This is a genomic window from Streptomyces sp. NBC_00019 (assembly GCF_045041015.1).
Classification (GTDB): domain Bacteria; phylum Actinomycetota; class Actinomycetes; order Streptomycetales; family Streptomycetaceae; genus Streptomyces.
This window is the reverse complement of record NZ_CP108302.1, coordinates 5,341,672-5,367,286: the sequence shown is the minus strand read 5'-3', so window position 1 is coordinate 5,367,286 and position 25,615 is coordinate 5,341,672. Positions and strand designations below refer to the sequence as shown.

At 68.1% G+C, this 25,615-nt stretch carries 21 protein-coding genes; 4 read left to right on the top strand and 17 right to left on the bottom strand.

Translation table 11 applies throughout. From position 1 onward, the window contains the following. The first annotated feature begins 80 nt into the window (after positions 1-80). Positions 81-698 carry a GNAT family N-acetyltransferase gene (locus tag OHU89_RS25230; protein ID WP_405646033.1) on the top strand — a complete coding sequence of 206 codons (618 nt, stop codon included), beginning with the start codon at positions 81-83 and terminating at the stop codon, positions 696-698. Between the two features lie 75 nt (positions 699-773). Here OHU89_RS25230 and trxA read toward each other — a convergent pair whose 3' ends face one another. From trxA to OHU89_RS25195, 7 genes are all read right to left on the bottom strand, one after another. Beyond that, a complete protein-coding gene (gene trxA, locus OHU89_RS25225; protein WP_405646031.1) occupies positions 774-1,106 on the bottom strand; it encodes a thioredoxin in 333 nt (110 codons plus the stop codon). A gap of 45 nt (positions 1,107-1,151) precedes the next feature. Beyond that, entirely contained in the window at positions 1,152-2,120 is a 969-nt protein-coding gene (trxB, locus tag OHU89_RS25220; protein ID WP_266890091.1) for a thioredoxin-disulfide reductase, read from the bottom strand. A 189-nt stretch (positions 2,121-2,309) separates the two neighbouring features. Next, positions 2,310-3,173 carry an anti-sigma factor family protein gene (locus tag OHU89_RS25215; protein WP_405646028.1) on the bottom strand — a complete coding sequence of 288 codons (864 nt, stop codon included), beginning with the start codon at positions 3,171-3,173 and terminating at the stop codon, positions 2,310-2,312. Continuing rightward, on the bottom strand, positions 3,170-3,895 hold the full coding sequence (gene sigM, locus OHU89_RS25210) for an RNA polymerase sigma factor SigM (protein WP_405646026.1): 726 nt from the start codon (positions 3,893-3,895) through the stop codon (positions 3,170-3,172). Before sigM ends, OHU89_RS25215 begins: the two co-directional genes overlap by 4 nt. 29 nt (positions 3,896-3,924) lie before the next feature. Next, positions 3,925-5,643 carry a serine/threonine protein kinase gene (locus OHU89_RS25205; RefSeq protein ID WP_405646025.1) on the bottom strand — a complete coding sequence of 573 codons (1,719 nt, stop codon included), beginning with the start codon at positions 5,641-5,643 and terminating at the stop codon, positions 3,925-3,927. A gap of 138 nt (positions 5,644-5,781) precedes the next feature. Further along, entirely contained in the window at positions 5,782-8,034 is a 2,253-nt protein-coding gene (murJ, locus tag OHU89_RS25200) for a murein biosynthesis integral membrane protein MurJ (protein ID WP_405646024.1), read from the bottom strand. Positions 8,035-8,081: 47 nt separating this feature from the next. Next, entirely contained in the window at positions 8,082-10,448 is a 2,367-nt protein-coding gene (locus tag OHU89_RS25195; RefSeq protein WP_405646023.1) for a DUF6049 family protein, read from the bottom strand. A 246-nt stretch (positions 10,449-10,694) separates the two neighbouring features. Between OHU89_RS25195 and OHU89_RS25190 the strand changes: the two genes are divergently transcribed. Further along, positions 10,695-12,137, top strand: coding sequence for a CCA tRNA nucleotidyltransferase (locus tag OHU89_RS25190; RefSeq protein ID WP_405646021.1), 1,443 nt, complete (start codon positions 10,695-10,697; stop codon positions 12,135-12,137). Between the two features lie 104 nt (positions 12,138-12,241). On the opposite strand, the gene OHU89_RS25185 is transcribed toward OHU89_RS25190, so the two are convergent. The 7 genes from OHU89_RS25185 to OHU89_RS25155 all read right to left on the bottom strand — a co-directional run bounded on the left by OHU89_RS25185 (position 12,242) and on the right by OHU89_RS25155 (position 18,055). Then, positions 12,242-12,724, bottom strand: coding sequence for a hypothetical protein (locus tag OHU89_RS25185; RefSeq protein ID WP_405646019.1), 483 nt, complete (start codon positions 12,722-12,724; stop codon positions 12,242-12,244). A 123-nt stretch (positions 12,725-12,847) separates the two neighbouring features. After that, positions 12,848-14,110, bottom strand: coding sequence for an MFS transporter (locus tag OHU89_RS25180; protein WP_405646017.1), 1,263 nt, complete (start codon positions 14,108-14,110; stop codon positions 12,848-12,850). 18 nt (positions 14,111-14,128) lie between these two features. Further along, positions 14,129-14,818 carry a zinc ribbon domain-containing protein gene (locus OHU89_RS25175; RefSeq protein WP_405654647.1) on the bottom strand — a complete coding sequence of 230 codons (690 nt, stop codon included), beginning with the start codon at positions 14,816-14,818 and terminating at the stop codon, positions 14,129-14,131. Positions 14,819-15,056: 238 nt separating this feature from the next. Next, positions 15,057-15,569, bottom strand: a complete 513-nt coding sequence (locus OHU89_RS25170) for a hypothetical protein (RefSeq protein ID WP_405646015.1) — start codon at positions 15,567-15,569, stop codon at positions 15,057-15,059. Then, positions 15,511-15,984, bottom strand: a complete 474-nt coding sequence (locus tag OHU89_RS25165) for a hypothetical protein (RefSeq protein WP_405646014.1) — start codon at positions 15,982-15,984, stop codon at positions 15,511-15,513. Before OHU89_RS25165 ends, OHU89_RS25170 begins: the two co-directional genes overlap by 59 nt. A 251-nt stretch (positions 15,985-16,235) precedes the next feature. Continuing rightward, positions 16,236-17,318, bottom strand: coding sequence for an inositol-3-phosphate synthase (locus OHU89_RS25160; RefSeq protein ID WP_405646012.1), 1,083 nt, complete (start codon positions 17,316-17,318; stop codon positions 16,236-16,238). A gap of 44 nt (positions 17,319-17,362) precedes the next feature. Further along, positions 17,363-18,055, bottom strand: coding sequence for a PadR family transcriptional regulator (locus OHU89_RS25155; protein WP_405646010.1), 693 nt, complete (start codon positions 18,053-18,055; stop codon positions 17,363-17,365). Positions 18,056-18,792: 737 nt separating this feature from the next. Between OHU89_RS25155 and OHU89_RS25150 the strand changes: the two genes are divergently transcribed. After that, complete coding sequence (locus OHU89_RS25150) at positions 18,793-21,039, top strand: transglycosylase domain-containing protein (protein WP_405654645.1); 2,247 nt, start codon at positions 18,793-18,795, stop codon at positions 21,037-21,039. A gap of 108 nt (positions 21,040-21,147) precedes the next feature. Beyond that, complete coding sequence (locus tag OHU89_RS25145) at positions 21,148-22,650, top strand: glycosyltransferase family 87 protein (RefSeq protein WP_405646008.1); 1,503 nt, start codon at positions 21,148-21,150, stop codon at positions 22,648-22,650. A gap of 102 nt (positions 22,651-22,752) precedes the next feature. Here OHU89_RS25145 and OHU89_RS25140 read toward each other — a convergent pair whose 3' ends face one another. The 3 genes from OHU89_RS25140 to OHU89_RS25130 form a co-directional block, all read right to left on the bottom strand. Further along, positions 22,753-23,784 carry an alanine racemase gene (locus OHU89_RS25140; RefSeq protein ID WP_307028519.1) on the bottom strand — a complete coding sequence of 344 codons (1,032 nt, stop codon included), beginning with the start codon at positions 23,782-23,784 and terminating at the stop codon, positions 22,753-22,755. 92 nt (positions 23,785-23,876) lie between these two features. Continuing rightward, the gene (gene femX, locus OHU89_RS25135; RefSeq protein ID WP_266890118.1) at positions 23,877-24,998 is read right to left on the bottom strand and encodes a peptidoglycan bridge formation glycyltransferase FemX; all 1,122 of its coding nucleotides are present in this window, start codon (positions 24,996-24,998) and stop codon (positions 23,877-23,879) included. Positions 24,999-25,177: 179 nt separating this feature from the next. Then, positions 25,178-25,492: a hypothetical protein gene (locus tag OHU89_RS25130; RefSeq protein ID WP_351675307.1), complete on the bottom strand. Its 315-nt coding sequence runs from the start codon at positions 25,490-25,492 to the stop codon at positions 25,178-25,180. Between the last annotated feature and the right edge of the window lie 123 nt (positions 25,493-25,615).

Genomic DNA, 25,615 nt, shown 5'->3' with positions numbered 1-25,615 from the left:
GTCGGCAGCCTGATCCGGGAACGCAGCGCTCTGACAGCCGCCCGCGATGCCGCGGGCGAGGGAAGCGAGGAACAGCCTTCATGGGCCGTCGGCTCGTACCGCTCACGCTGGACAACCTTCAGGACGTTCCCAAGCGCTGTCGCTCGTGTGTCTTCTGGGAGCTGGACCCAGTCAGTGGCGAAGCCGCGGTAAAGGCAGGCACAGCTGCCCCGGAGAAGGAAGCCTGGATCTCCTCGGTCCTGTTGGACTGGGGATCGTGCGGCCGGGTCGTGTACGTCGACGAGGTACCGGTGGGCTTTGTGCTCTACGCTCCTCCGGCCTATGTCCCCCGCTCGACGGCGTTTCCCACGAGCCCTGTGTCACCTGACGCCGTGCAGTTGATGACGGCGTTCATCATGCCCGGATATCAGGGGCAGGGGCTGGGCAGAGTGATGGTCCAGACGGTGGCCAAGGATCTGCTGCGGCGTGGCTTCAAGGCGATCGAGGCGTTCGGGGACGCCCGCTGGCGAGAGCCGGCCTGTCTTCTGCCCGCCGACCACCTTCTGGCCGTGGGCTTCAAGACGGTCCGTCCTCACCCCATGCATCCACGCCTGAGGCTGGAGCTGCGGACGACGCTCTCCTGGAAGGAAGACGTGGAGATGGCGCTGGACCGGCTCCTGGGGGCCGTGCAGAAGGAACCGGCGCTACGGCCGCTGTAACGACAATGGGCCAGCCCCCATGGGCTGGCCCATTCGTGTTTCACGTGAAACATCATTCAGCTGTCACGTGGAACGTCACTCGGCGATGAAGTCCTCGAGGTCGCGAACGATCGCGGCCTTCGGCTTCGCGCCGACGATGGTCTTGGCGACCTCGCCACCCTGGTAGACGTTCAGGGTCGGGATGGACATGACGCCGTACTTGGCGGCCGTACCCGGGTTCTCGTCGATGTTGAGCTTGACGATCTCGATCTTGTCGCCGTGCTCGGCGGCGATCGCCTCGAGGGACGGAGCGATCTGGCGGCACGGACCGCACCAGGCGGCCCAGAAGTCCACCAGTACGGGCTTGTCGCTCTTGAGGACGTCCTGCTCGAAGGAATCGTCGGTCACGTTCTTCAGGGTGCCGGCCACTGCGGGCTCCTTAACTGGTTATGCGGGGTGGGGTGGAAGGGAGGGTCAGACAGCGGTCTTCTCGGGCTCCGCCTGCTCCTCGTCCGCGAGGGCGGCGAGGAAGCGCTCGGCGTCGAGGGCGGCGGCGCAGCCGGTGCCGGCCGCGGTGATCGCCTGGCGGTAGGTGTGGTCGACGACGTCGCCCGCGCCGAAGACACCCGTCAGGTTGGTCCGCGTGGAGGGGGCTTCCACCTTCAGGTAGCCCTCCTCGTCCAGCTCCAGCTGGCCCTTGAAGAGCTCGGTGCGCGGGTCGTGGCCGATCGCGATGAACAGGCCGGTCACCGGGAGGTCCGAGAGCTCGCCCGTCTTGAGGTTGCGCAGCTTCAGGCCGGCCAGCTTCGGGTCGCCCTGGATCTCGGCGACCTCGCTGTCCCACACGAACTTGATCTTCGGGTCGGCGAAGGCGCGTTCCTGCATCGCCTTGGAGGCGCGCAGGGTGTCCCGGCGGTGGACGATCGTCACGGACTTGGCGAAGCGCGAGAGGAAGGTGGCCTCCTCCATCGCGGTGTCACCGCCGCCGATCACGGCGATGTCGTGGTCCTTGAAGAAGAAGCCGTCACAGGTCGCACACCAGGAGACGCCACGGCCGGAGAGGGCGTCCTCGTTGGGCAGGCCGAGCTTGCGGTGCTGCGAGCCCGTGGTGACGATGACGGCCTTCGCCTTGTGGACCGTGCCGGCGGTGTCGGTGACGGTCTTGATCTCGCCCGTCAGGTCGACGTTGACGACGTCGTCCGGGATGAGTTCGGCGCCGAAGCGCTCGGCCTGGGCGCGCATGTTGTCCATGAGCTCGGGACCCATGATGCCGTCCTGGAAGCCCGGGAAGTTCTCCACCTCGGTGGTGTTCATCAGCGCACCACCTGCGGTGACGGCGCCCTCGAAGACCAGCGGCTTCAGCGACGCGCGCGCGGTGTAGAGCGCTGCTGTGTAGCCGGCAGGCCCGGAGCCGATGATGATCACGTTACGGACGTCGCTCACGACTTGGTTCCTCGTCTCTGGACTGCGTCAGTACGGCCGGTGGGAGCCCCTCTCAGAACTCTCACCCCACCCAACGGATCCTAAGGGGCGCGCATTCCCGGTGTGTCCGGGCACACGGAGAGGCGACACCGTACGGGATACCACGCCGGCCAGAGACGAAGCGTCAGCCCGTGGACCGCGCGTGAAGTGTCAGCCTGCGGGTCGCGTGTAGGAGTGCGTCAGCAGAACCTTCGCCGAGGACGAGGAGTCGGTTTCGCAGGCGGCGTCGACCACGTAGGCATCGACACGGCTGGTGTCCTTCGCGTCCATCACCACGAGATACGCCGGGTCGCCGTCGTACGTGCCCTTCTTGGCGGCCAGTGGGTCGTCCTCGCGACCGATGCCCTGAAGGACGCACGCAGGCACCCGAGGGATGATCTTGTTCTTGAGGTTGTTCTCGGGGACGGTGTTCACACCGAGACTCTGGGGGGCACGGGAGCCTGCCTTGGAGCTCTGTGTCAGAAGTGCGGAGACCTCGGTCTCGACCTTCTTCCCGGAGAAGACGTCGGCCTGCGTGGACGGGTCGGACGGCTTGCCGTCGTTGAAGGACGACAACAGCACCGAACCGAGCCCCAGAGCGGCGACCGTGAACACCGTGCCGAGGACGGCGATCCTGCGGCGCCCGTCACGGGAGCGGTCCTTGCGGCCCGGGCCCGTGGTGGAGCTACGGGGGCGGCCGACGGGTCGGTCCGCCGACACCGATGTTTCACGTGAAACATGTGCCTCGGTGAGCGCGGGGGCATCCACGGTGTCGGGGGCTGTGGCGTTGAGTAGAGCCTCGGCGGCCAGTGCGGCGTCGATACGGCTCGCGACGTCGTCGGGCATGCGCGGGGGACCCGGCATCGTACCGAGCAGGCCCCGGATCTCCTCCAAGGAGGCGTGGACGTCCGCGCAGAGCTCGCATTCGTCCAGATGCCGTCGCACGTCCGTGGTCCGGGACGGGGGGAGAAGGCCTTCGGTGAGATCGGAGATCTCCGCGACGTCCGGGTGCCCGGCCGTGCCTGTCGATGTCACGCTCGCCCACCTCCGCCCTTCACAGCAGTTGAATCGCCTGGACCTGTCTCGCGGGGACCTCTGTCACGAGGTTCCGCTGCGGGTGGGACGGATGTCCCCTGCACCCGGTTCCGTCCCCCGCTCGATTCTCTGCTGTCACCGGTGTTTTCCGGCCGCAGATGGGTGAGGAGGGGGAGGAGTCTGGCTCTGCCGCGGGCGCAGCGGCTCTTCACCGTGCCGGTCGGGACGTCGAGCATGCGGGCGGCCTCGGCCACCGGGTATCCCTGCATGTCCACCAGGACAAGGGCCGCCCGCTGGTCGGGCGGAAGCGTGCCGAGGGCTTCCAGGAGCTGGCGGTGCAGATCATTGCGCTCCGCGGGCGCCGACGCCGACTCGTGCGGCTCCAGGAGCTGCTCCAGGCGCTCGGTGTCGTCGACCGGGGACGTCTTGCGGGAGGCCGCCTTGCGGGCGCGGTCGAGACAGGCGTTCACCGTGATGCGGTGCAGCCACGTCGTGACGGCCGACTGGCCACGGAAGGTGTGGGCGGCCCGGTAGGCGGAGACCAGGGCGTCCTGGACGGCGTCAGCGGCCTCCTCACGATCCCCGAGCGTCCGCAGGGCCACCGCCCACAGTCGATCACGGTGACGCCGTACGAGCTCGCCGAAGGCGTCGGGATCGCCGTCCACATGCCAGGCGAGGAGGTCCTGATCGCTTGCGTCGCCGTATGCGGTGCCATCTGCCATCGGACCCCCTCCCCTGGGATGCGGTGCGCTCAGCCCTTGAACGTCACGTCGGTCACTGCCTGCTTGTACCCGGCCCCGCTGAACCCGTCCGTCGGCGCGTACGGCACGGCCGTGACCCACAGCAGCACGTACTGCGTCTTGACGGTCTTCGACGCCTTCACCGTAAGAGAGTTGCCCTTGGTGGTGGCGGTTCCGATCTCCGTCATCCCGTCGACGCCCGTCGAGGGTGAGAGAGAGTCCGTGGCGTAGAGCTTCACGGTCGTGTTGTTGCCCGGGTACCGGAGCCCTATCGACGCGGTCGAGATCTCCTGCGACGAGCCGAGGTCGTAGACGATGCCCACGCCCGGTTTGTAAGGGGCCAGTGTCGGACCGGCGTTGTATCGCTTGGTCCGCCAGTACGTGGAACTGTCGCCGTCGTAGGTCAGCTTGACGTCACCGGGCGCCTGAGCGTCGCCGCTCGCGACATATTCCTGAGCTCCCTCGATGCCGAGCATTTTGGTCGGCTTGGTCTTGTCGCCGCCCTTGTCGTTGTCGTCCGTCGTCTGCGTCTGGTTGGTGTCGTCGGACTTGTTGCCCTGGTCCATGAGGGCGTCCGCGAGCTGCCAGCTGCCCAGGCCCAGCGCGGCGATCAGAAGGGCCGACACGGCCCACTTGAGGGCTCTGCCGGTGCGGCTCTGCAGCGGGGGCGGAGGGGTCGCCAGCACCTGCGTGGCACCCGGGTGCGGCGCGGGGCGGCCGTAGGTGCCCTGCTGGTACGTCGTGCGTTGGTACTCGGGCGGCGCGGTGAACGCCGGCTCCGGCGGGCGGATGCGGGGCATCTCGCCGATCGCCTTCACGAGCTCCTCGGACGTGGTGCACGCGGACTCGTGGCGGGAGGCGGTCGCGCCATCGTTGACGAGTGCGCGCATCGACAGCTCGGACAGGCCGCGGTGCACGCCGGCCCGTACCTGGTCCGGGGCGATCAGACCGACGTCCTTGGGCAGCCCGGACAGGCCGTAGGCGTCGCTCTCGTACGGCCAGCGCTGGGTGAGCCCTGCGTACAACAGGGCGCCGATCGCCTCGGTGTCGGTGCGCTGCGGAGTGTCGGAGGTGATCCCGCGCAGCGCGGCATTCACGGCGAGGCCGCGGATGCGCCACTGGCCGCTCGACGTGCGCAGCACCGCGTTCGGGTTCAGGCGCAGATGCGCGAGGCCCTCGCGGTGGGCGGCCGCCATGGCAGCGGCGATCTGACTGACCATCTGGTAGGCGTCGTGCGGCTCCAGCGGCCCGGGGGCCAGAAGCGTGGTCAGCTCGGTGGCGTCGGGCAGCCACTCGTGGACGACGTAGACCAGATCGTTCTCCTCGACGGCGTCCAGCACTTGGACGAAGCGAGGGTCACCGAGCAGTGCGGACGAACGGGCCGCGGCCAGGACGGAACGAGCCCGTGAGTGGTCCGCAGGCAGGATGTGGACGCCGACCGCGCGGCGGAGCTTCTCGTCGACCGCACGCCAGCTGCTGAAGCCGTCCAGACGGGTGACGCACTCCTCGAGCCGGTAGCGTCTGGCGAGCTTGTGGCCGCTGTGCAGTTCGGGCGGTGAGGCTTTCCCGGGACTCTCGGTCCCGCCACTCCCCTGTGCCTCTTTGTTGTCCGTGTCCCGCTCCCGGTTCTGGGCCACCCCGTCGGCCGTGGACTGGTCCGCCTGTGCGGTCAGCGGCTCGTCGCCACTGTTGTCTGCCACGTCGACGGCAGCCGTGCTGCGTTCCGCCACCGTCGTTCCTGCCTCCCCATTCGTTGCGCGCCGACCGACTTCCGTGCGCGCCGTCCGACGCCGAACCCAATTGTGCCCACAGTCCGCCGCTATGCACGACACACGGTGGCGGACGATGGTTGTGCGCGTACCCGTATATCAGCGCCCCAGCCGTCCGCGCACCATGCCGACCAGGGAGTTCAGCTCCTCGATGCGCATCTTGCGAGCGGCCACGAAGAAGATCCCGAGCAGCACGACCCCGCCGACGATCAGGGCGGCGAACGATCCGATGACGCCCTGGCCGAGGGTGTGGCCGATGCCGTAGCAGACCGCGCCGCTGAGGACTGCCGCCGGTACCGAGGCGATGCACAGTCTGGCGTACGTCCGCATCACGCGGGCACCGTCCAGGTCCCCGCCGAGCCGCTTGCGCAGACGGTTCCAGGCGACGCCGACGCCGACGGCGTAGGCGAGGCCGTACGAGGCGGCCATGCCGACCACGGCCCAGCGGGCCGGGATCACGAAGTAGCAGACGGCGGACGCGGCGGCGTTGACGGCCGCCACGATGACCGTGTTGTAGAACGGGGTGCGGGTGTCCTCGTAGGCGTAGAAGGCGCGCAGGACGACGTACTGCACGGAGAACGGGATCAGGCCCAGACCGAAGGCCATCAGCATGAAGCCCATGTTCGTGGCCTGGTCGGCGCCCGAGGCGCCGAAGATCAGGGTGCACATCGGGATGCCGAGGGCGACGAAGCCGAAGGCGATGGGCACGATCGCGACTGCCGTGGTCCGGAGACCTTGGGAGATGTCGTCGCGGACCGCGCCGCCGTCGTTCTCCGCGGCCGAGCGCGAGATGCGGGGCAGCAGGGCGGCCATGAGGGACACGGTGATGATGGCCTGCGGAAGACCCCAGATCAGTTGGGCGTTGGCGTAGGCGGCGAAACCCGTGCCCTTCACGCCGGAGTCGATGCCGGAGGCGGTGGAGAGCTGGGTGACGACGAGGGCGCCCGCCTGGTTGGCCAGGACGAACAGGATCGTCCACTTGGCGAGCATGGCGGCCTTGCCGAGGCCGTGTCCCTTCCAGTCGAAGCGCAGCCGCATCCGGAAGCCGGTCTCCCGCAGGTACGGGATCATCGACAGTGCCTGGACCACCATCCCGAGCAGGATGCCGACGCCGAGGAGACGCTGGCCCTCCGGCGGGATGTTGGTGACCGCCATGCCGGAGCGCTCCGCGGTGCCGTACACCCAGAGGAACGTCCCGAGCGTCACGATGATGACGATGTTGTTGAGGACCGGGGTCCACATCATCGCGCCGAACTTGCCGCGGGCGTTGAGGATCTGTCCCATCACCACATGGATGCCCATGAAGAAGATCGACGGCAGGAAGTAGCGGGTGAAGGTGACGGCGACCTCGTTGGCCGCAGGGTTGGTCGCGACCGGGTTCGACAGAACGCGGACCAGGAGCGGTGCGGCAAACATCGCAAGTGCGGTGAGCGCGGCGAGCACCACCATGACGAGCGTCAGCAGCCGGTTGGCGTATGCCTCGCCGCCGTCCTCGTCGTCCTTCATGGCACGCACCAACTGCGGCACGAAGACGGAGTTGAGGCCGCCGCCGACGGTCAGGATGTAGATCATCGTCGGCAGTTGGTAGGCGACCTGGAAGGAGTCGCCGAGGAGGCCGAGGCCCAGTACCGAGACGATCATCGCGGAGCGCACGAACCCGGTGAGCCGGGACACCATCGTGCCCGCCGCCATCACCGCGCTGGACTTCAGCAGGCCCGTGGCCCTGCCGCCCTTCTTCGCCGGAGCCGGCGCGGCCGGAGGCGGTACGGGGGCGGTGCCCAGGTTCATGGTCCTGTCCGCGGGGGGCGGCATGGGGGGCTCGGCGCCCGGGACCGGTGCCGGGGAAGGGCCGGGGACCGACGGGGGCTGGTACGGCGGCTGGCCGCCACCCTGCTGCTGGTCACGGAAGAGGTGGGCGAAGGCGTCCGGCTCGTGGCGCTCCTCGGCGGAGTGCGTGACGAGGTCGTCGACGCCGACGTACTGAGTCGTGCGGGGATCGTCGCCGTACGGCAGGTACTGGGTCGGGCCCTCCGGCTCGGGGGCCGGCGTCTGGGCCCACACGTGCGGGTCCGGTGCGTACGGGGACTGCTGCGGCTGGGCGTACAGCGGCTGTTGCGGCTGGTACGTGCCGGGGGGCGGCGGAGGGTGCGCGGCGCGGTCGTAGAGCGCCTCGGCGACCGGGTCCTGGGCGGAGAGGTCCTGCGCCCGGTAGGGGTCCTGGTCGTAGGAATCCTGGATGTACATGTCCGCGGGGGGCTGCGGCGGCACCTGGCCGTGCTCGGGCGGCGGGCCGTCGGGGTAGCCCGAGCTGCCCGCGGCCTGGCCGCGGTCACCGTCGTACGGCGCGTTCATGGTTACCCCACCTCATCGTCCCGGGCCCACCGGCGGCCACGACATCCTCAACGGTCCACTCTCTCACCCGTGCCGGACGGGTCGGCGCTTTCCGCTGCGGTGTCCGGCGCAGGGTCACTCGGCTGCTCCGGGTCGTCTGCCCCGCGCAGGGTGCCGGACTCCTTCTGTAGACGGTCCTCGGAGTCCGCGGGGTTCTCCGTGCCGTTCACGGCCTCGCCGGTCTCGTCGGGGTCGTCCTCCGTGGCGTCCCGGGCGGCGGCGGCGCGCTTGCGCTGCGTGTACATCCGGAAGCCGGCGAGGACCAGCAGAAGGAAACCGCCGCCGATGACCAGCATCACCGTGGCCGTGAACTCGGTGACCTTCACGTCGAACTGAACGGGGTCGCCGTACGCCTGGCCGTCCTCCGTGAAGAGCTGGGCGGTCACCGTGGTTTTGCCGTTGGCCTGGGCGGAGGTGGTGAATTTCACCGACTGGCTGTGCCCGCCGGAGACCGCGACCCGATTCTCCTGGTACTCGCCGTCGCCGATCTTGAGGCGGGTCGGACTCGTCGAGGTGAGCCGCAGCACCAGGTGCTCGACGCCCTGAACCAGGTTGTTCTGCACGGTCACGGGGATCGTGGCGCTGCGCCCGGAGAGCTTGGTCTCGGACTTGTCGATCAGCTTGACCTGGGAGACCAGGGAGTTGAGGTACCGCTCCACTGCGTTGCGGTAGCGGTTCGCCTCGGCGGCGCGGCCGCGCCACGACGTGGACATCTCGCGGTTCATGGCCCGCCCGAAGGGGGTCACCACCCGGGACGCGTCGGTGAGGATCACCTTGAACCTGTCGAGCTTGTCCTGCGTGGTCGCGATCTGCTCGAAGGCCGCCTTCGGCAGCTCTTGCTTGCGCAGCGAGGACGGGTAGGCGGACGCCGACGGCACCTTGGTCGTGGCACTCGTGTCCGGCTTGGCGGCGGCCGCCGACGTGAGTCCCTGGGTCTGGGCCCAGTTCCCGTCCTGGAGGGCTGTCACCGCCTCGGCCATCGCCCGGGCCTGGCTCGCCGTCGCCATGCGCTGCGGGGCGACGACGATGCTGCGCTGCTTGTCGGTCTGGGCGTTGAGCGCCAGGCTCGACGCGAGGAACTTCTGTACGGCGAGCGTCGTGGCGGAGGCCTTCGTCAGATCGCCCTCGAAGGCCGTGGACAGCCGCGCGTCGGAGACCACCGCGGTCGTACCGCCGCCGATGGGGCGGGCCGAGGAGGGCGTGTACGGCAGCCCGCCGGTCTCCTGGAGGCTGTCGCTGCGCGCGATCACCTTGTCGGCGCCGGCAGACGTGGCCACCTTGACGATCGACGGGTCGACGGCACCTTCGACGGGCCAGGCGAAGTCGGTGCTCGGCGTCACGTGGAGCACCGTCTTCACCGTCGTGGTGGCGGCGTCGGTGGCTTCCTTGAGGTGGCTCAGCGAACCGGTGACCGTCGTGCCGTTGTGGGCGAGGGAAGCCAGGTCCGGGTCGGAGAAGGGGAGGGCCACGACCTCCTTGTCCGTCACCGCCTCCTGCAGCTCGGCAAGCCACGCCATGGCGACCCGCTGGTGCGTGCCCGCCACGGTGGTGCTGCCCGACTCGATGCGGTAGGTGCGTGTCATCGCGTCGACGGAGGCCAGCAGGTCCGGGTCGATCACCCAGGTGACGTCCAGCTCCTTGCCCAGCGACAGCATCTGCTCCAGGCGTCCGCCCGGGGAGATCTCCTTGGCGAGGTCGTCGTTGAGGAAGACCGGCGTCTGCTGCTCGTTGGATCCCGTCTCCGCCGTCATGTGGACGGTGGAGACGAGCGGCCACAGGACGGTCGTCTTCGTCTTCGTGTCGGCGCCCTCGGGCTGCCAGGGCAGGAACGTCCGCTGGATGCCGAGCACCTGCTGCCACTGCTGCGCGGACGTCTCACCGGTCAGGGAGACACCGAGCTGGTAGACGCCGTCCGAGCCGAGATCCAGCTCGTCGACCGGCACGGAGATGCTGAAGTCCTGGGCGACGCCCGGGGCGAGCTTGGTGAACTTCTTGACGTACTTGCCGCCGACGACCGTCCCGTCGAGCCCCGGCTGGAAGTCGGTGCGCTTGGCGACGGTGTCGATCTCCGAGCGGGTGCTGAGCGCGGGTCCCACGCGGAGGTCGACCTGGGCGTCGGTGACCGCCTGCTTGCTGTTGTTGGTCACGGTGCCGGACACGGTGAGCGTGTCGCCGTCCGTGGGGGCGCTGGGGGTGAGCGTGTCGAGGGCCACGGCCACCGTGCTCGAGCCGGACGCGGCCGCCGCGGGTGTGGCCGCGGGCAGCTGGAGGAGGCCAGCCAGCAGAGGCGCCCCGGCGAGCAGGGCTCCGGTGCGCCGGAGCCACCGGCGGGCAGGTGAGGGAGTCATCCCCTGGAAGTCTGCCGCCTCGGCCACGCGCTCGCCCGTCCCTCGTCGTCGTCAGTGGTCGTCGGAATGTGCGTCCACGCATGGTAACGATGCGCGCTGAGGGGAAGTGCCGCGGACTGCTCCACAAGATCGGAGGAAGGGTCCGGGGTGTCCCGTATGTGTGCGTATAAAGGGAAGCGATTCCGCCCGTCCGAGGGGTGAGCCTCCCATGCCTGGCTGTGCAGATTTAATGGAGGCGCTCGGCGTCGCCCAGGCCACGTACCCTCTTCTGTTGTGCCGAACGCCAACGAAGACACCCCCAGTGCCCTGAGCCAGGTGCAGCTCCGCGCGGTAAGTGAATTGCTGCGGGTCGCGCCTGTCGCCGACGACCTTGCCCGCCGTTTCCAGGCGGCCGGGTTCTCTCTCGCCCTGGTCGGCGGCTCGGTCCGGGACGCGTTGCTCGGCCGGCTCGGCAACGACCTGGACTTCACGACCGACGCCCGCCCCGAGGACGTATTGAAGATCGTGCGCCCGTGGGCGGACTCCGTGTGGGAGGTCGGGATCGCCTTCGGCACGGTCGGGGCGCAGAAGGACGGCTACCAGATCGAGGTCACCACGTACCGGTCGGAGGCGTACGACCGGACCTCACGCAAGCCCGAGGTGTCGTACGGCGACTCCATCGAGGAGGACCTCGTCCGGCGTGACTTCACCGTGAACGCGATGGCGGTCGCGCTGCCGGAGAAGGAGTTCATCGATCCGCACGGCGGGCTCGACGACCTCGCGGCGCGTGTGCTGCGCACGCCCGGTACTCCCGAGGCGTCCTTCTCGGACGACCCGCTGCGGATGATGCGGGCCGCGCGCTTCGCCGCCCAGCTCGACTTCGAGGTGGCTGCCGATGTCGTCACCGCAATGAAGGAGATGTCGGAGCGCATCGAGATCGTCTCGGCCGAGAGGGTGCGGGACGAGCTGAACAAGCTGATCCTCTCCGCGCACCCGCGCAAGGGGCTGACCCTGCTGGTCGACACCGGGCTCGCCGACCACGTCCTGCCTGAGCTGCCGGCCCTGCGTCTGGAGAGCGACGAGCACCACCGGCACAAGGACGTCTACGAGCACACCCTGATCGTCCTGGAGCAGGCGATCGCGCTCGAGGAGAACGGTCCCGACCTGGTCCTGCGTCTGGCCGCCCTGTTGCACGACATCGGCAAGCCGCGCACGCGCCGCTTCGAGCAGGACGGCCGGGTCTCGTTCCACCACCACGAGGTGGTCGGCGCGAAGATGACTAAGAAGCGGATGACGGTTCTCAAGTACTCCAACGAGCTGGTGAAGGACGTCTCGCGCCTGGTCGAACTCCACCTGCGTTTCCACGGTTACGGCATGGGCGAGTGGACGGACTCCGCGGTCCGCCGCTACGTCCGTGACGCCGGCCCCCTCCTCGACCGCCTCCACAAGCTGACCCGGTCCGACTGCACCACGCGCAACAAGCGCAAGGCGGCCGCGCTGTCCCGTGCGTACGACGGCCTGGAGGAGCGCATCACCCAGCTCCAGGAGCAGGAGGAGCTCGACGCGATCCGCCCGGACCTGGATGGCAACCAGATCATGGAGATCCTCGGCGTGGGGCCTGGCCCGGCCGTGGGCCGCGCCTACAAGCACATGCTGGAACTGCGCCTGGAGAACGGGCCGATGGGTGAAGACGCTGCGGCCAAGGCGCTCAAGGAATGGTGGGCCGAGCAGGGCTGAGACAGCGAAAGGGGTCATGTTTCACGTGAAACATGACCCCGGGATGCGCCGAGGGGCGCTGTTTCACGTGAAACAGCGCCCCTCGGCGTAGCTAGCTGCAGGTCCTACTTGACTTCCTTCAGGCAGAGAACCACGTCGTGGCCGTCGCCCGTCTGGTAGTAGGAGATCTCGGCCTCCTTGACGGACTTGCACTTGTCGCTGTTGCTGGTGTCCTCGAACTTCTCGACGACCTTGTACTCGGCGTCGCTGGAGCCGCAGTCGACTGTCTTGAGGTCCGGGTTGATCTGCGTGCCTTCGTTGTGCATGCAGCTGCCCACGGACGTGGTCTCTGCATCGGTCTGCCCGAAGAACCACTTGCCGCCGGCTATGAGGATCGCGACGACGATGAAGCCCGCGATGCGCAGCAGCTTCTTGTTGAAGCGCCGGGCCGGAGGGGTCGGCGGAACCGGCGCGTACGGCGCGCCGCCCTGCGGGGGAACGCCCGGCTGGCCCTGGGCGAAGGGGTTGCCGCCCTGGGGCGGGTACGGGGCCTGGGGCTGCTGGCCCTGGGCGTAAGGATTCTGGCCCTGGGGCGGCGGAGTAGTCACTTGGGGGTCCCCCTAGAACATGGGCGTGTGGCACGCATAAGGAGCGAGTAAGACGCACGTAAGCTACCGGGCCCCACTGACACTCCTGCAACCCAGGGGGACTCTGTGTCATTGATGTGACACTTACTGGCGTTCAAAGCGGGCCATAGCCACCGCAACTGCCCCGTAGATAACGGCCACCGTGACCACCAGCACCACAGAGCGTCCATCGGGCGGCAGCATCAGGGCAGCCACGGCGGCCGCGCCCACGAACGCGATGTTGAACAGCACGTCGTAGACGGAGAAGATCCGGCCCCGGAAGCCGTCGTCCACCGACGACTGCACGATGGTGTCCGTCGCGATCTTCGCGCCCTGCGTGGTCAGGCCCAGGACGAACGCCGCGGCGAGCATGGGCGCGACGGCGAAAGGGAGGCCGAGAGCCGGTTCCAGGATCGCGGCGGACGCTGCGCACACGGTGATCCAGCGCCCGGGGCCGAGCCGCCCCGCAGCCCAGGGCGTCAACACGGCCGCTCCGAAGAAGCCCGCGCCGGAGATGCCCAACGCCAGCCCCAGCAGGGCGAGTCCGTCATCGGTGGTCGAGGAGAACTCGTACCGGCAGAGCATCAGGAGCATCACCAGCAGGGCGCCGTAGCAGAACCGCATGAGCGTCATCGCGGCGAGCGCCCGGGCGGCCTGTCGGCGCGGTGGGGAGGCGAGATGGCGCACGCCGGCCACCAGGTCGTGCGCGGTGCCGGAGAGGGCGGCTGAGAGGCCTGGCCGCACCAACTCCTGGTCGGGGCCCAGAAGCTCCCGTGACATGCGCAGCGAGGCCAGCGCCGCGCACAGGTAGAGGGCGGCGCCCAGCAGCACGACCGCGGCATCGGAGTCCGCGAACACCAGGCGTACGACGAAGGCCAGACCGCCCCCGGCCGTCGCGGCGAGCGTGCCGGCGGTCGGGGAGAGGGAGTTGGCGATGACGAGGCGCTCGGAGTCGACCACACGCGGCAGGGCGGCGGACAGGCCCGACAGGACGAAGCGGTTGACGGCGGTGACGCACAGCGCGGAGACGTAGAAGAGCCAGTCCGGCACGTGGCTGACCATCAGGACGGCGGTCGCCGTGGCCATCAGGGCGCGCACCAGGTTGCCGTAGAGGAATACCTGGCGGCGGCGCCAGCGGTCCAGCAGGACGCCGGCGAAAGGGCCCACGAGGGAGTACGGGAGCAACAGCACGGCCATGGCGGAGGCGATGGCGGAGGCCGAGGTCTGTTTCTCCGGGGAGAAGACGACGTAGGCGGCGAGTGCGACCTGGTAGACGCCGTCGGCGCCCTGGGAGAGCAGACGTACGGCGAGCAGGCGTCTGAAGCCTTGGAAGCGCAGCAGGACGCGCAGGTCACGTACGACGGCCATGGCGCACAGCGTCTCAGATCAGCGAAGCGATCCCATGCCAGACTGAGTGTCTGGCGCGAGTTCTGCCCATCGTGGCGGGGTGGCGTGGGCGTGGAGATGGAACCCTGCGCCTCGTGCTGCTCCGCGTGGCCGATGTCGGCCGGACGGGGGTCCTCCCGGACGAAGTCTGGGGGACGGTGTGCTGATCGTCGTCACGCCCTGGTGCCGGTGGGCTGCGCGGGGCAGCCACCTCCGGCCCGGTGGTGCGTGTCCCTCCGGACGCTGGCCCGCCGGACCCGAGGGCCTGGTGGGGGAGGGGGCTCCGCGTCGCCTGGGCGCGGGGCGTACGATCTGGCGCCGGGTGCGTCCGGACTTGGACCGGTCCCGGCGAGTCTTCGTGGCCGGGGCGACCACGGCGTTGGCTTCGAGCTTGTCCACCACCGAGCGGATGGCCATGGTGCCATCAGCCCTGTCGGTGACGGTCTTGGTCTGATGGGCCAGGCCACGGGCGGCGATACGCTGCCAGGCCCCGGTGTCGCGGTCGCCCTGCCAGCCGCACTCTGGACTGGGGCAGACGGCCCATTTCCAGCCGGGGGTGGTGGGCCGGTTGGGGGCCTTGCGGTGGCGTAGCGGGACGAGGCAGCGGGGGCAGCGCCGGGAGGTGCCCCGGGCGGGCACGGTTACGACGACGATACCAACCTCGGCGGCCAGGTGCCGTGTCCGTTCCATGACCTGCCCGCGGACCTGTTGGGATAGGCGGGTATTGAGGGTACGGCCCATGCCCCGCGCTTCCATGGATCGAAGGTCCTCGACGTAGATCACTGTCGCGCCGGTGGTGATGGCCTGGTCGATCACCCAGCGGGCCGCAGCCCAGGCGAGCGCGCCGTTGAGGTTCGAGCGCCGGAGGGAGACGTGCCGGATCTCTTCGGCGAGCACGTGGTGCCTGTCCCTCAGCGGATGCTGCGCGTCATTCGGCCATGAGCCGCTGATATTGGTCGGTCTTCGTGTGCAGGTGCTCGGACTCGCGGCGCAGCCGGTGCTGTTTGGCCAGGACACCGGCCGCCCGGAACATCGCGCCTGCGCCCAGAGCAGTGATCTTTCCGTCGCCGTACAGACGAACCGCGCCCGCGCTCAGCAGAGTGTTCAGCCCCCAATCCACACCCAGCGCGATCGTGTGGCCGCTGCGTCGGGCCTTCGGCACGGCGTGCGTGTAGGCCAGATCAGCCCGCACCGTGCTCTGGTGAACGCGGAGCGTGGGCAGGTGTAGTACCGCATTGGGCGGAACGGTCGGTGGCAACACGATGGGGCAGGCTACCCACATCCAGTCGGCGTAGGAGCGCGGGTCGGGGCGGGTAGGCAGCTGTACCCGCAGCAGCGCCCGGCTCGGATCGTCGGCGCGGGCGATCGACGCCTGCTGCCCGTCACAGGCTGATAGCAGCAGCATCCGAGCCGTGTGCGGAGCGGTTTCCAGCTCGAACACATCGGCAGGAAACCGGCCGTACTGCTGCGCGAAGGCGATGATCTGTCACTGACCGCAGGGTGCGCCCGGCCTGTTCCTGGGCCATGCGCACGATCCGGTCGTTGACCCGAACGCTCTCGGCCGGGGCCACGGCCCACCCCAGACGTCGTAGCGCCATCCACGCGTTCGACGGCAGTGCCCGGCCTTCGGCGTCCACACCGGAGGCCAACATGTCCACATCGGCGGCGTTCCAGTATGTGGCCAGCAGTTCAGTGGCCATACCGGACACCAGACTGGCCGCCCAGCCCACCCGGTCTGCCAGCATGCCGGCCGACAGCACCGCGCCGGTCTTCTCCACCACCCCCGCCCGCAACAGACTACGGGCGCAGGCCGTACGGGCCGTCTCGCCCCGACCCAGCGGCAGCTTCCGGCTCACCGGAGCCCCCTTTCCCGACGTGATGCTGTCATCTGATCAACGACACCTCCGCGAAAAGGTCACGCATTCGATCTGGGTACTCACATGCGACGCCGACACTGGACACGTCACATGAGGCCAATGGGGTTGACACATCAGGACGGATCCCGAAACCCGTCAGCCTCACATACGGGAAGGGTCCCCGGGCGGTACAACCCGGGGACCCTCGACACAGCCCTGGCAGGAGCGATTTTCAGTGAGCCTTGGCGCCTTTAGCGCTCGACTTCACCCTTGATGAACTTCTCGACGTTGGCGAAGGCCTCGTCGTCGAAGTACTGGACGGGCGGGGACTTCATGAAGTACGAGGACGCCGACAGGATCGGGCCGCCGATGCCGCGGTCCTTGGCGATCTTCGCGGCGCGCAGGGCGTCGATGATGACACCCGCGGAGTTCGGGGAGTCCCAGACCTCGAGCTTGTACTCCAGGTTCAGCGGGACGTCGCCGAAGGCACGGCCCTCGAGGCGGACGTAGGCCCACTTGCGGTCATCGAGCCAGGCCACGTAGTCCGAGGGACCGATGTGGACGTTCTTCTCGCCCAGGTCGCGGTCGGGGATCTGCGAGGTGACGGCCTGCGTCTTCGAGATCTTCTTGGACTCGAGGCGGTCGCGCTCCAGCATGTTCTTGAAGTCCATGTTGCCGCCGACGTTGAGCTGCATGGTGCGCTCGAGACGGACACCGCGGTCCTCGAACAGCTTCGCCATCACGCGGTGCGTGATGGTGGCGCCGACCTGCGACTTGATGTCGTCACCGACGATCGGGACGCCCGCCTCGGTGAACTTGTCCGCCCACTCCTTGGTGCCGGCGATGAAGACCGGAAGGGCGTTGACGAAGGCGACCTTGGCGTCGATGGCGCACTGGGCGTAGAACTTCGCCGCGTCCTCGGAACCGACGGGCAGGTAGCAGACGAGAACGTCGACCTGCTTGTCCTTGAGGATCTGGACGATGTCGACCGGGGCCTCGGCGGACTCCTCGATGGTCTCGCGGTAGTACTTGCCGAGACCGTCGTGGGTGTGGCCGCGCTGGACCGTGACGCCCTTGTTCGGGACGTCGCAGATCTTGATGGTGTTGTTCTCGCTGGCACCGATGGCGTCCGAGAGGTCGAGGCCGACCTTCTTCGCGTCGACGTCGAAGGCGGCGACGAACTCGACGTCACCGACGTGGTAGTCGCCGAACTGGACGTGCATGAGGCCGGGGACCTTGGTCGCCGGGTCGGCGTCCTTGTAGTACTCGACTCCCTGGACCAGCGACGCGGCGCAGTTGCCCACGCCAACGATGGCTACGCGGACCGAACCCATTCCGGTTGCTCCCTGTGTGTATGAGTGAGGCCCTGACTGGGCGCTCACGTGATGGTGTCGTCGGGCGTATCGGGCCGGGGGGTGTCCCCGGCCCGTGGCAGGTTGCCCGACGCTCCAGATGTGTTGTTCTGCTGAGAGGGCTGAGCGGGCCCCCCGGAGCCGGACCCCTTGAGGTCCCGTCCGGCCCGCTCGCTCTCGATGAGCTCGTTCAGCCAGCGCACTTCGCGCTCCACGGACTCCATTCCGTGGCGCTGGAGCTCAAGCGTGTAGTCGTCGAGGCGCTCGCGGGTGCGCGCGAAGGAGACGCGCATCTTGTCCAGCCGGTCCTCCAACCGGCTGCGGCGGCCTTCCAGCACGCGTACGCGTACGTCGCGCGACGTCTGGCCGAAGAAGGCGAAACGCGCGGCGAAGTGCTCGTCCTCGTACGAGTCGGGGCCGGTCTGCGAGAGCAGGTCCTCGAAGTGCTCCTTACCTTCCGCCGTCAACCGATAGACGATCTTGGCGCGACGTCCCGCGAGTGATGCGGCGAGAGCGTCTTCAGGAGCGTGTCCCGGCTCTTCGATCAACCAGCCATTGGCGACCAGCGTCTTGAGACAGGGGTAGAGCGTGCCGTAGCTGAACGCACGGAACACGCCCAGAGACGTATTGAGTCGTTTCCGCAGCTCATAGCCGTGCATCGGGGACTCGCGGAGCAGGCCGAGTACGGCGAACTCAAGGATCCCTGAGCGTCGGCTCATCCTCTCGCCTCCTCGTCCCTGGCTCGCTTATCTCGCTCTGATGTATCGACTCGATACATCAAGACGATAGAACGGCCATCCGGATGGGACAAGTGGGGAGATGGTGAACGGGATCACATCACTTATTCATCCGAGGCAAGTTGCCTGATTTGGGGTGAACTTCGGGGCTAGGAGGGTTTTGACGGTGCGTAGTCTGTGCGGCATGCACACCACCGGGAACCGAGTGACGCCTGGGGGCGTCGTCGTCCTCGGTGCAGTACGGGTGAATGCGAAAGCGACCACATCCGTACTTCGGGGGGACCGGAAACCAGCCGCCGTTTCCAGGCGCGCAAAGGTGCGCCTGCCCGAGGAGTAGTCGTTCGATGAGCGAGCACCGTCGCAAACCGCCGCAGCCGCAGGGAGGCGGACGTGCCGCGGCCCGACGCGGCCAGTCCGGCTCGTCCTCCGGCCGCCGTGCGGCACCGCGTGGCGCCACCGAGTCTCCTTCCGACTCGTACGGGTCGGGTTCATACGGGTCGGGAGGCGAGGAGCGGCCGTTCGGCGGCCGTGCCGATGCCCGGCGCGCGGCCCAGAGAAGCGGGGGCAGCCGACGCAGAGCGGCCGAACCCGTCGGCCGTGGCGCCCGACGCGGTGGCCCGGGCGGCCCGAGCGGTCCTGGACGGGGCCGAGCCGCCGCCTCGAGCAAGAACCGGTTCATCGACTATCCGCGCGCCGGTAAGTACGGCTGGCAGCGCTGGATGCCGTCCTGGAAGCTCGTCTCCGGGCTGTGCCTGGCGTTCTTCGGCGGTCTGGTGGCGATCGCGGGTATCGGATACGCCATGGTCGGCATCCCCAGCGAGAACACCGCGGCCAAGTCGGAGAACAACGTCTACTACTGGGAGGACGGCTCCCAGATGGTCGCGACGGGAGCCGGGGCGAACCGACAGAACGTCACGATCGACAAGATTCCCAAGGCCATGCAGTGGGCCGTGATCTCGGCCGAGAACAAGAGCTTCTACTCCGACTCGGGCGTCGACCCCATGGGTATCGCCCGAGCGCTGGCCAACATGGCGCGGGGCGGTGACACGCAGGGTGGTTCGACGATCACCCAGCAGTACGTGAAGAACACCTACCTGAGCCAGGAACAGACGGTCTCCCGGAAGTTCAAGGAGATGTTCATCTCCATAAAGGTGGGCACGAAGCTCACCAAGGACGAGATCCTGCAGGGCTACCTGAACACCTCGTACTACGGCCGTGACGCGTACGGCATCCAGGCCGCCGCGCAGACCTACTACGGCGTGGACGCGGAAGACCTGTCGCCGAGCCAGTGCGCCTTCCTGGCCGCGCTGCTCAAGGGCCCGACGTACTACGACCCCGTGGACAACACGAGCTACGACCCCTCGGCGACCAAGGCGAAGAACACCGAGCGCTCCAAGTACCGCTGGGGCTGGATCCTCGAGCAGATGCACGACGACAAGCATCTGACGGACGCCGAGTACCAGACGGCCACCAAGAAGTACCCCATGCCCCAGGGGCTCAAGGCGACCAAGGGCATGACCGGCCAGACCAGCTACCTGGTCGACACGGCCAAGAAGTACGTGCTGGCCCACTCGGACATCTCGCGGACCGAGTTCGACAAGGGCGGCTACCAGATCTACACGACCTTCGAGAAGGACAAGGTCGACGCTCTCGCCAAGGCCGTGAAGAAGATCGAGAGCGAGAAGATCGACCCGAAGAAGCGTGAACTGGACAAGCACGTTCAGTTCGGTGCGGCGTCGGTGAAGCCCAAGGACGGCGCCATCGTCGCTCTGTACGGGGGCGCCGGGTACGAGAACGACCACTTCAACAACAACGCGGACACCTCGGGTGTCCCCGTCGGCTCGACGTGGAAGCCGTTCGTGCTCGCGGCGGCCATGGAGTACGGCACGTACAAGGACCCGGACGTAGGGGTCTCGCCACTGAGCAAGTACAACGGCAACGACCATCTGAAGGTCAGGAACAACGACGGCACTTACGTCCTGAAGAAGGACAACTCGGTCTTCTTCCAGGAGAACGAGAGTGACTACCCCTGGGGCTACATCAGTCTCCGCAAGGCGATGGAGCAATCCATCAACACGCCGTTCGTGCAGCTCGGCATGGATGTCGGGATGAGCAAGGTGCGGGATGTGGCCAAGGCGTCCGGCATCCTGGATCAGAGCTTCGAAACGCTCAACCCGTCGTTCGCCCTCGGTACCTCGACTCCCAGTGCCATTCGAATGGCAGACGCCTACGCCACGTTTGCCGCATCCGGCAAGCACGCGGACCCGTACTCGGTGACCGAGGTCAAGAAGGACGGACAGCCGCTGTCGGGCTTCGACAAGCCGAAGGTCAAGCTGGCCATGCCCGAGAACGTGGCGAACAACGTCACGGACACCCTCGAGAACGTCATCCAGAACGGTACGGGTCAGAACGCGAAGGCCCTGGGCCGTACGGCGGCCGGCAAGACCGGTACCACCGACAGCAACAAGTCGGCCTGGTTCGTCGGCTACACCCAGCAGCTGTCGACGTCCATCGCGATGTTCCGAGAGGACCCCAAGAACAGCAAGCTGCTCTCCATGAACGGCACGGCGGGTGAGGACTCCATCCACGGTGGTGACATCCCCACGTCGATCTGGACCGAGTACATGAAGGCTGCTCTGAAGGGCGACAACGACCCCGGCTTCCCGGACGCCGAGAAGATCGGCGAGGTCCAGGACGAGGCGGGTGCCCCCTCCCCGACCCCGACCGTCAGCGCGACGCCGACCCCGACCGTCAGCGCGACGCCGACCCCGACGCCGAGCCCGTCCCTCACCGCTCCCTCGCCCTCGGCGACGGAGACCTGCTTCGGCTTCCAGTGTGAGGACACCGGAGGTACGAACACCGGCGGCACGGACGGAGGCACGAGCTCCACGCCGACGGCCACGGAGTCAACCGGGAACACCAGAGGCAACGGCAATGGAGGCATCTTCGGAGGATCGAGCGGTTAGCCGCCATATCGCCCGCCGAGGGTGTTTCACGTGAAACATGGGCCGTCGCACCGACCAGGTGTGGCGGCCCTCGGCGTATTCCTAGAGACGTACGGCAGGATGTGCCCCATGCCCAGCGCAGAATCGACGCAAGCGAGCGTGCACGAGCCGGACCTTGTGCGGCCGACCAAGGACGACGAGATCGCCGCGAACGGCAGTGAGTTGATCGGTGGTCCCATCGGGCGGCGTGCGCTGCTAGGGACGTCCTGGTGGACTCCCGTGCGCATCATCGCGCTCGTGGCGATCGGGATGTTCGCCCTCGGCCTGGTCCAGAAGGCGCCCTGCTACAACGGCGGCTGGTTCTTCGGCGCCAGTTCGCAGTACACGCACGCGTGCTATTCGGACATTCCGCATCTCTACGCGGGGCGCGGCTTCGCCGACGGGCTCGTGCCGTACTTCGACAAGCTCAACGGCGACATGGAGTACCTCGAATACCCGGTGCTGACCGGTGTGTTCATGGAGGTCGCCTCCTGGCTCACGCCCGGCAGCGGCAGCATCCAGGACCAGGAACAGTGGTACTGGATGGTCAACGCCGGGATGTTGATGGCGTGCGCCGCCGTCATCGCCGTATGCGTGACCCGTACGCACGCCCGGCGGCCCTGGGACGGTCTGCTGGTCGCCCTGGCGCCCGCCTTCGCGCTGACCGCCACCATCAACTGGGACCTGCTGGCGGTCGCCCTGACGGCCGCGGCGATGCTGATGTGGTCGCGGGGCCGCTCTCTCGCCTTCGGTGTCCTGCTGGGCCTCGCCACAGCCGCCAAGCTCTACCCCGTCTTCCTCCTGGGCCCGTTGTTCGTGCTGTGCTGGCGCGCGGGCAAGTGGCGGGACTTCGGAAAGGCACTGGGAGGTGCCGCCGTCTCCTGGCTGGTCGTGAACCTTCCGGTGATGCTCCTCGCCTGGGACGGCTGGTCGAAGTTCTACGAGTTCAGCCAGGAACGGGGCGTCGACTTCGGGTCCTTCTGGCTGATCCTGGCCCAGAACTCGACCGACCCGCTGAGCACCGAAACGGTCAACACGCTCGCCACGCTGCTGGTGCTGCTGTCCTGCGTCGGCATCGCAGCGCTCACCCTGACCGCCCCACGCCGACCGCGCTTCGCCCAGCTGGCCTTCCTGATCGTCGCGGCGTTCATCCTCACCAACAAGGTCTACTCGCCGCAGTACGTCCTGTGGCTGATCCCCCTCGCCGTACTGGCGCGGCCCAGGTGGCGGGACTTCCTGATCTGGCAGGCCTGCGAGGTGGCGTACTTCCTGGGGATCTGGATGTACCTCGCGTACACGACCAGCGCGGACGCCCACAAGGGCCTGCCCCAGGACGGCTATCACTGGGCCATCGGGCTGCACCTGCTCGGGACGCTGTACCTGTGTGCCGTGGTGGTGCGCGACATCTGGATGCCGGAACGGGACGTAGTGCGCCGGGCCGGCGACGACGACCCCTCGGGAGGCGTGCTCGACGGGGCGGAGGACGTGTTCGTCCTGGGCCCAGCGGCTCATCCCCCGCGCCACGCCGCCCACTTCGGGGGGCCGCAGGTGGAGTGGGGCGATCCGGCCTGTTCCCCAGACCGTTCGCTCTGAGCGAACAAGGCGTGGTCGGCCCACGCGAAAGGCCGTACACGGGAGTTCCGTGTACGGCCTTTCGGCTGTCTGTGTACGGCTCTTCAGTCGTCCGTACGACGCTCAGCGGTCGACGATCCGGTCGAACTGCGTGGTGGTGTGCCGCAGATGGGCCACCAGCTCCTCGCCGACCTTCGGCTCCGGGGCGTCGGAGGGGACGAACAGGATCGACACCTGCATGTGCGGAGGCTCGGCGAACCAGCGCTGCTTGCCGCCCCAGACGAACGGAGAAAGGTTCCGGTTGACCGTGGCGAGGCCGGCGCGGGCCACGCCCTTGGCGCGCGGCATGACGCCGTGCAACGCCTTGGGAGCCTCCAGGCCCACCCCGTGCGACGTACCGCCCGCCACGACGACCAGGAAGCCGTCCGAGGCCGCCTTCTGCTGTCGGTAGCCGAACCGGTCGCCCTTGGCCACGTGAGTGACGTCCAGGACCGCCCCGCGGTACTCGGTGGCCTCGTGGTCCCCCAGCCACAGCCGCGTGCCGATGCGGGCGCGGAAGCGGGTCTGCGGGAACTGCTGCTGGAGCCGGGCGAGATCCTCGGCCTTGAGGTGGCTGACGAACATCGTGTGCAGCGGCAGGCGCGCCGCGCGCAGCCGGTCCATCCAGCCGATGACCTCCTCGACGGCGTCCGAGCCGTCGGTACGGTCCAGCGGCAGGTGGATGGCGAAGCCCTCGAGACGGACGTTCTCTATGGCGGAGTGCAGCTGCGGCAGGTCCTGCTCACTGATGCCGTGACGCTTCATCGAGGACATCACCTCGATGACCACGCGGGCGCCCACGAGGCCGTAGACCCCGTCGATCGACGACACCGAACGGATGACCCGGTCCGGCAGCGGCACGGGCTCCTCGCCGCGCCGGTACGGCGTCAGCACCAGCAGGTCGCCGCCGAACCAGTCCTTGATGCGCGCGGCCTCGTACGTCGTGCCGACCGCGAGGACGTCAGAGCCCAGTCGCGTGGCCTCCTCCGCCAGCCGCTCGTGCCCGAAGCCGTAGCCGTTGCCCTTGCAGACCGGGACGAGACCCGGGAACTGGTCCTGCACGTGCTTGTGGTGCGCACGCCAGCGCGCGGTGTCGACGTAGAGCGTGAGCGCCATGGCCGGACCCGGAACCTTTCTCGTGGCTGCGGTGTATCAGAGGTATGGAAGCGAACGAACGTGCCGAAGCTATCGAAGCAAACAGCTGGGGTTCAGCGCCGCGACATGTAGATGTCGAGCGCCTTGTGGAGCAGCTTGTTCAGCGGGAAGTCCCACTCGCCGAGGTACTCGGCGGCCTGGCCGCCCGTGCCGACCTTGAACTGGATCAGGCCGAAGAGGTGGTCGGTCTCGTCCAGCGAGTCGGAGATGCCGCGCAGGTCGTAGACGGTCGCGCCGAGAGCGTAGGCGTCACGCAGCATCCGCCACTGCATCGCGTTCGAGGGCCGGACCTCACGGCCGATGTTGTCGGAGGCTCCGTAGGAGTACCAGACGTGTCCGCCGACGATCAGCATCGTCGCCGCCGACAGGTTCACGCCGTTGTGGCGGGCGAAGTACAGCCGCATGCGGTTGGGGTCCTCGGTGTTGAGGGCCGTCCACATGCGCTGGAAGTACGACAGCGGGCGGGGCCGGAAGTGGTCACGCACGGCCGTGATCTCGTAGAGCCGCTGCCATTCCTCGAGGTCCTGGTAACCGCCCTGGACGACCTCGACACCGGCCTTCTCGGCCTTCTTGATGTTGCGGCGCCACAGCTGGTTGAAGTTCTTGTGGACCTCTTCCAGGGACCGGTTCGCCAGCGGCACCTGGTACACGTAGCGGGGCTGGACGTCGCCGAAGCCGGCGCCCCCGTCCTCGCCCTGCTGCCAGCCCATACGACGGAGCTTGTCGGCGACCTCGAAGGCGCGCGGTTCGATGAAGTCGGCCTCGATGTCGCGCAGCCGCTTCACGTCGGGGTTCTGGATGCCGGCCTTGATGGAGGTGGCCTCCCAGCGCCGGATGATCACCGGCGGGCCCATCTTCACCGAGAAGGCGCCCTGGTGCTTGAGGTGCGCGAGCATCGGTTCCAGCCAGTCGGCCAGATTCGGCGCGAACCAGTTGATGACCGGGCCCTCGGGCAGATAGGCGAGGTAGCGCTTGATCTTGGGGAGCTGCCGGTAGAGGACCATGCCCGCACCGACCAACTCGCCGGTCTTGTCGTCGAACCATCCGAGGCTCTCGGAGCGCCACTCCGCCTTGACGTCTGCCCAGGCCGGAACCTGCATGTGGCTAGCCGACGGCAGGCTCTGGATGTATGCCAGATGCTGCTCGCGGCTGATCGTCCTCAGGGTCAGGCTCATTCGGGGCGCTCCTCGGGCTGGTGTGTCCCCATGGGTACAGGGGCTCCGGCTCTCGCGCCGAAGCCTACTGCGCCTGGCGAGCGCCCTGACTGGGCGTACGGCACCTGCGCCCCGGCCGGTGGGCCGCCGAGGCGTTCCGCGGTGCTTTGTGTGGTGTTAGGGGGACGGTGCCCTAGGCGTCAGCTGATGACTCCGCCGAAGAGGCCGCCGTGCGCCATGCCGAGGAAGAAGCCGATCGCCGAGGCGCCGAGACCGAGGATCAGTCCGAAGCGTTCGCGGGTCGTCTCCGAGATCCACTGGCCGTACGCGCCGACGAGGATCCCCACCAGTCCGGTCCAGGAGCTGATGAGGTGCAGGCTGTGGAACATCGCCGTGATGAACGACGTGAGCCCCAGGACCAGGGTCACCGCGAGCAGGGTGTCCTGGAGGGGGTGGGCTTTGCCGTCCGTGGCGAACAGGCCTCCGACGGTGTTGGGTCGCAATGCTTGTGCCATAGGGCACCTCCTGCGAAAGGCGGCGCATCGTAGCGCCATACACACCCGATGTGTACAGATTGTCGTTCCTGGCGGCCGGATTTCAACCGGAAGCCATGGTGCGGGTACTCTGTACCGTCTGCA

What these genes read in the sequence shown, in the direction of transcription:
- OHU89_RS25230 (WP_405646033.1), top strand. Translation starts at nt 81, where the DNA reads ATGGGCCGTCGGCTCGTACCGCTCACGCTGGACAACCTTCAGGACGTT.
- sigM (WP_405646026.1), bottom strand. Translation starts at nt 3,895, where the DNA reads ATGGCAGATGGCACCGCATACGGCGACGCAAGCGATCAGGACCTCCTC.
- murJ (WP_405646024.1), bottom strand. Translation starts at nt 8,034, where the DNA reads ATGAACGCGCCGTACGACGGTGACCGCGGCCAGGCCGCGGGCAGCTCG.
- OHU89_RS25180 (WP_405646017.1), bottom strand. Translation starts at nt 14,110, where the DNA reads ATGGCCGTCGTACGTGACCTGCGCGTCCTGCTGCGCTTCCAAGGCTTC.
- OHU89_RS25175 (WP_405654647.1), bottom strand. Translation starts at nt 14,818, where the DNA reads ATGGAACGGACACGGCACCTGGCCGCCGAGGTTGGTATCGTCGTCGTA.
- OHU89_RS25160 (WP_405646012.1), bottom strand. Translation starts at nt 17,318, where the DNA reads ATGGGTTCGGTCCGCGTAGCCATCGTTGGCGTGGGCAACTGCGCCGCG.
- OHU89_RS25155 (WP_405646010.1), bottom strand. Translation starts at nt 18,055, where the DNA reads ATGAGCCGACGCTCAGGGATCCTTGAGTTCGCCGTACTCGGCCTGCTC.
- OHU89_RS25150 (WP_405654645.1), top strand. Translation starts at nt 18,793, where the DNA reads ATGCCGTCCTGGAAGCTCGTCTCCGGGCTGTGCCTGGCGTTCTTCGGC.
- OHU89_RS25145 (WP_405646008.1), top strand. Translation starts at nt 21,148, where the DNA reads ATGCCCAGCGCAGAATCGACGCAAGCGAGCGTGCACGAGCCGGACCTT.
- OHU89_RS25140 (WP_307028519.1), bottom strand. Translation starts at nt 23,784, where the DNA reads ATGGCGCTCACGCTCTACGTCGACACCGCGCGCTGGCGTGCGCACCAC.
- femX (WP_266890118.1), bottom strand. Translation starts at nt 24,998, where the DNA reads ATGAGCCTGACCCTGAGGACGATCAGCCGCGAGCAGCATCTGGCATAC.
- OHU89_RS25130 (WP_351675307.1), bottom strand. Translation starts at nt 25,492, where the DNA reads ATGGCACAAGCATTGCGACCCAACACCGTCGGAGGCCTGTTCGCCACG.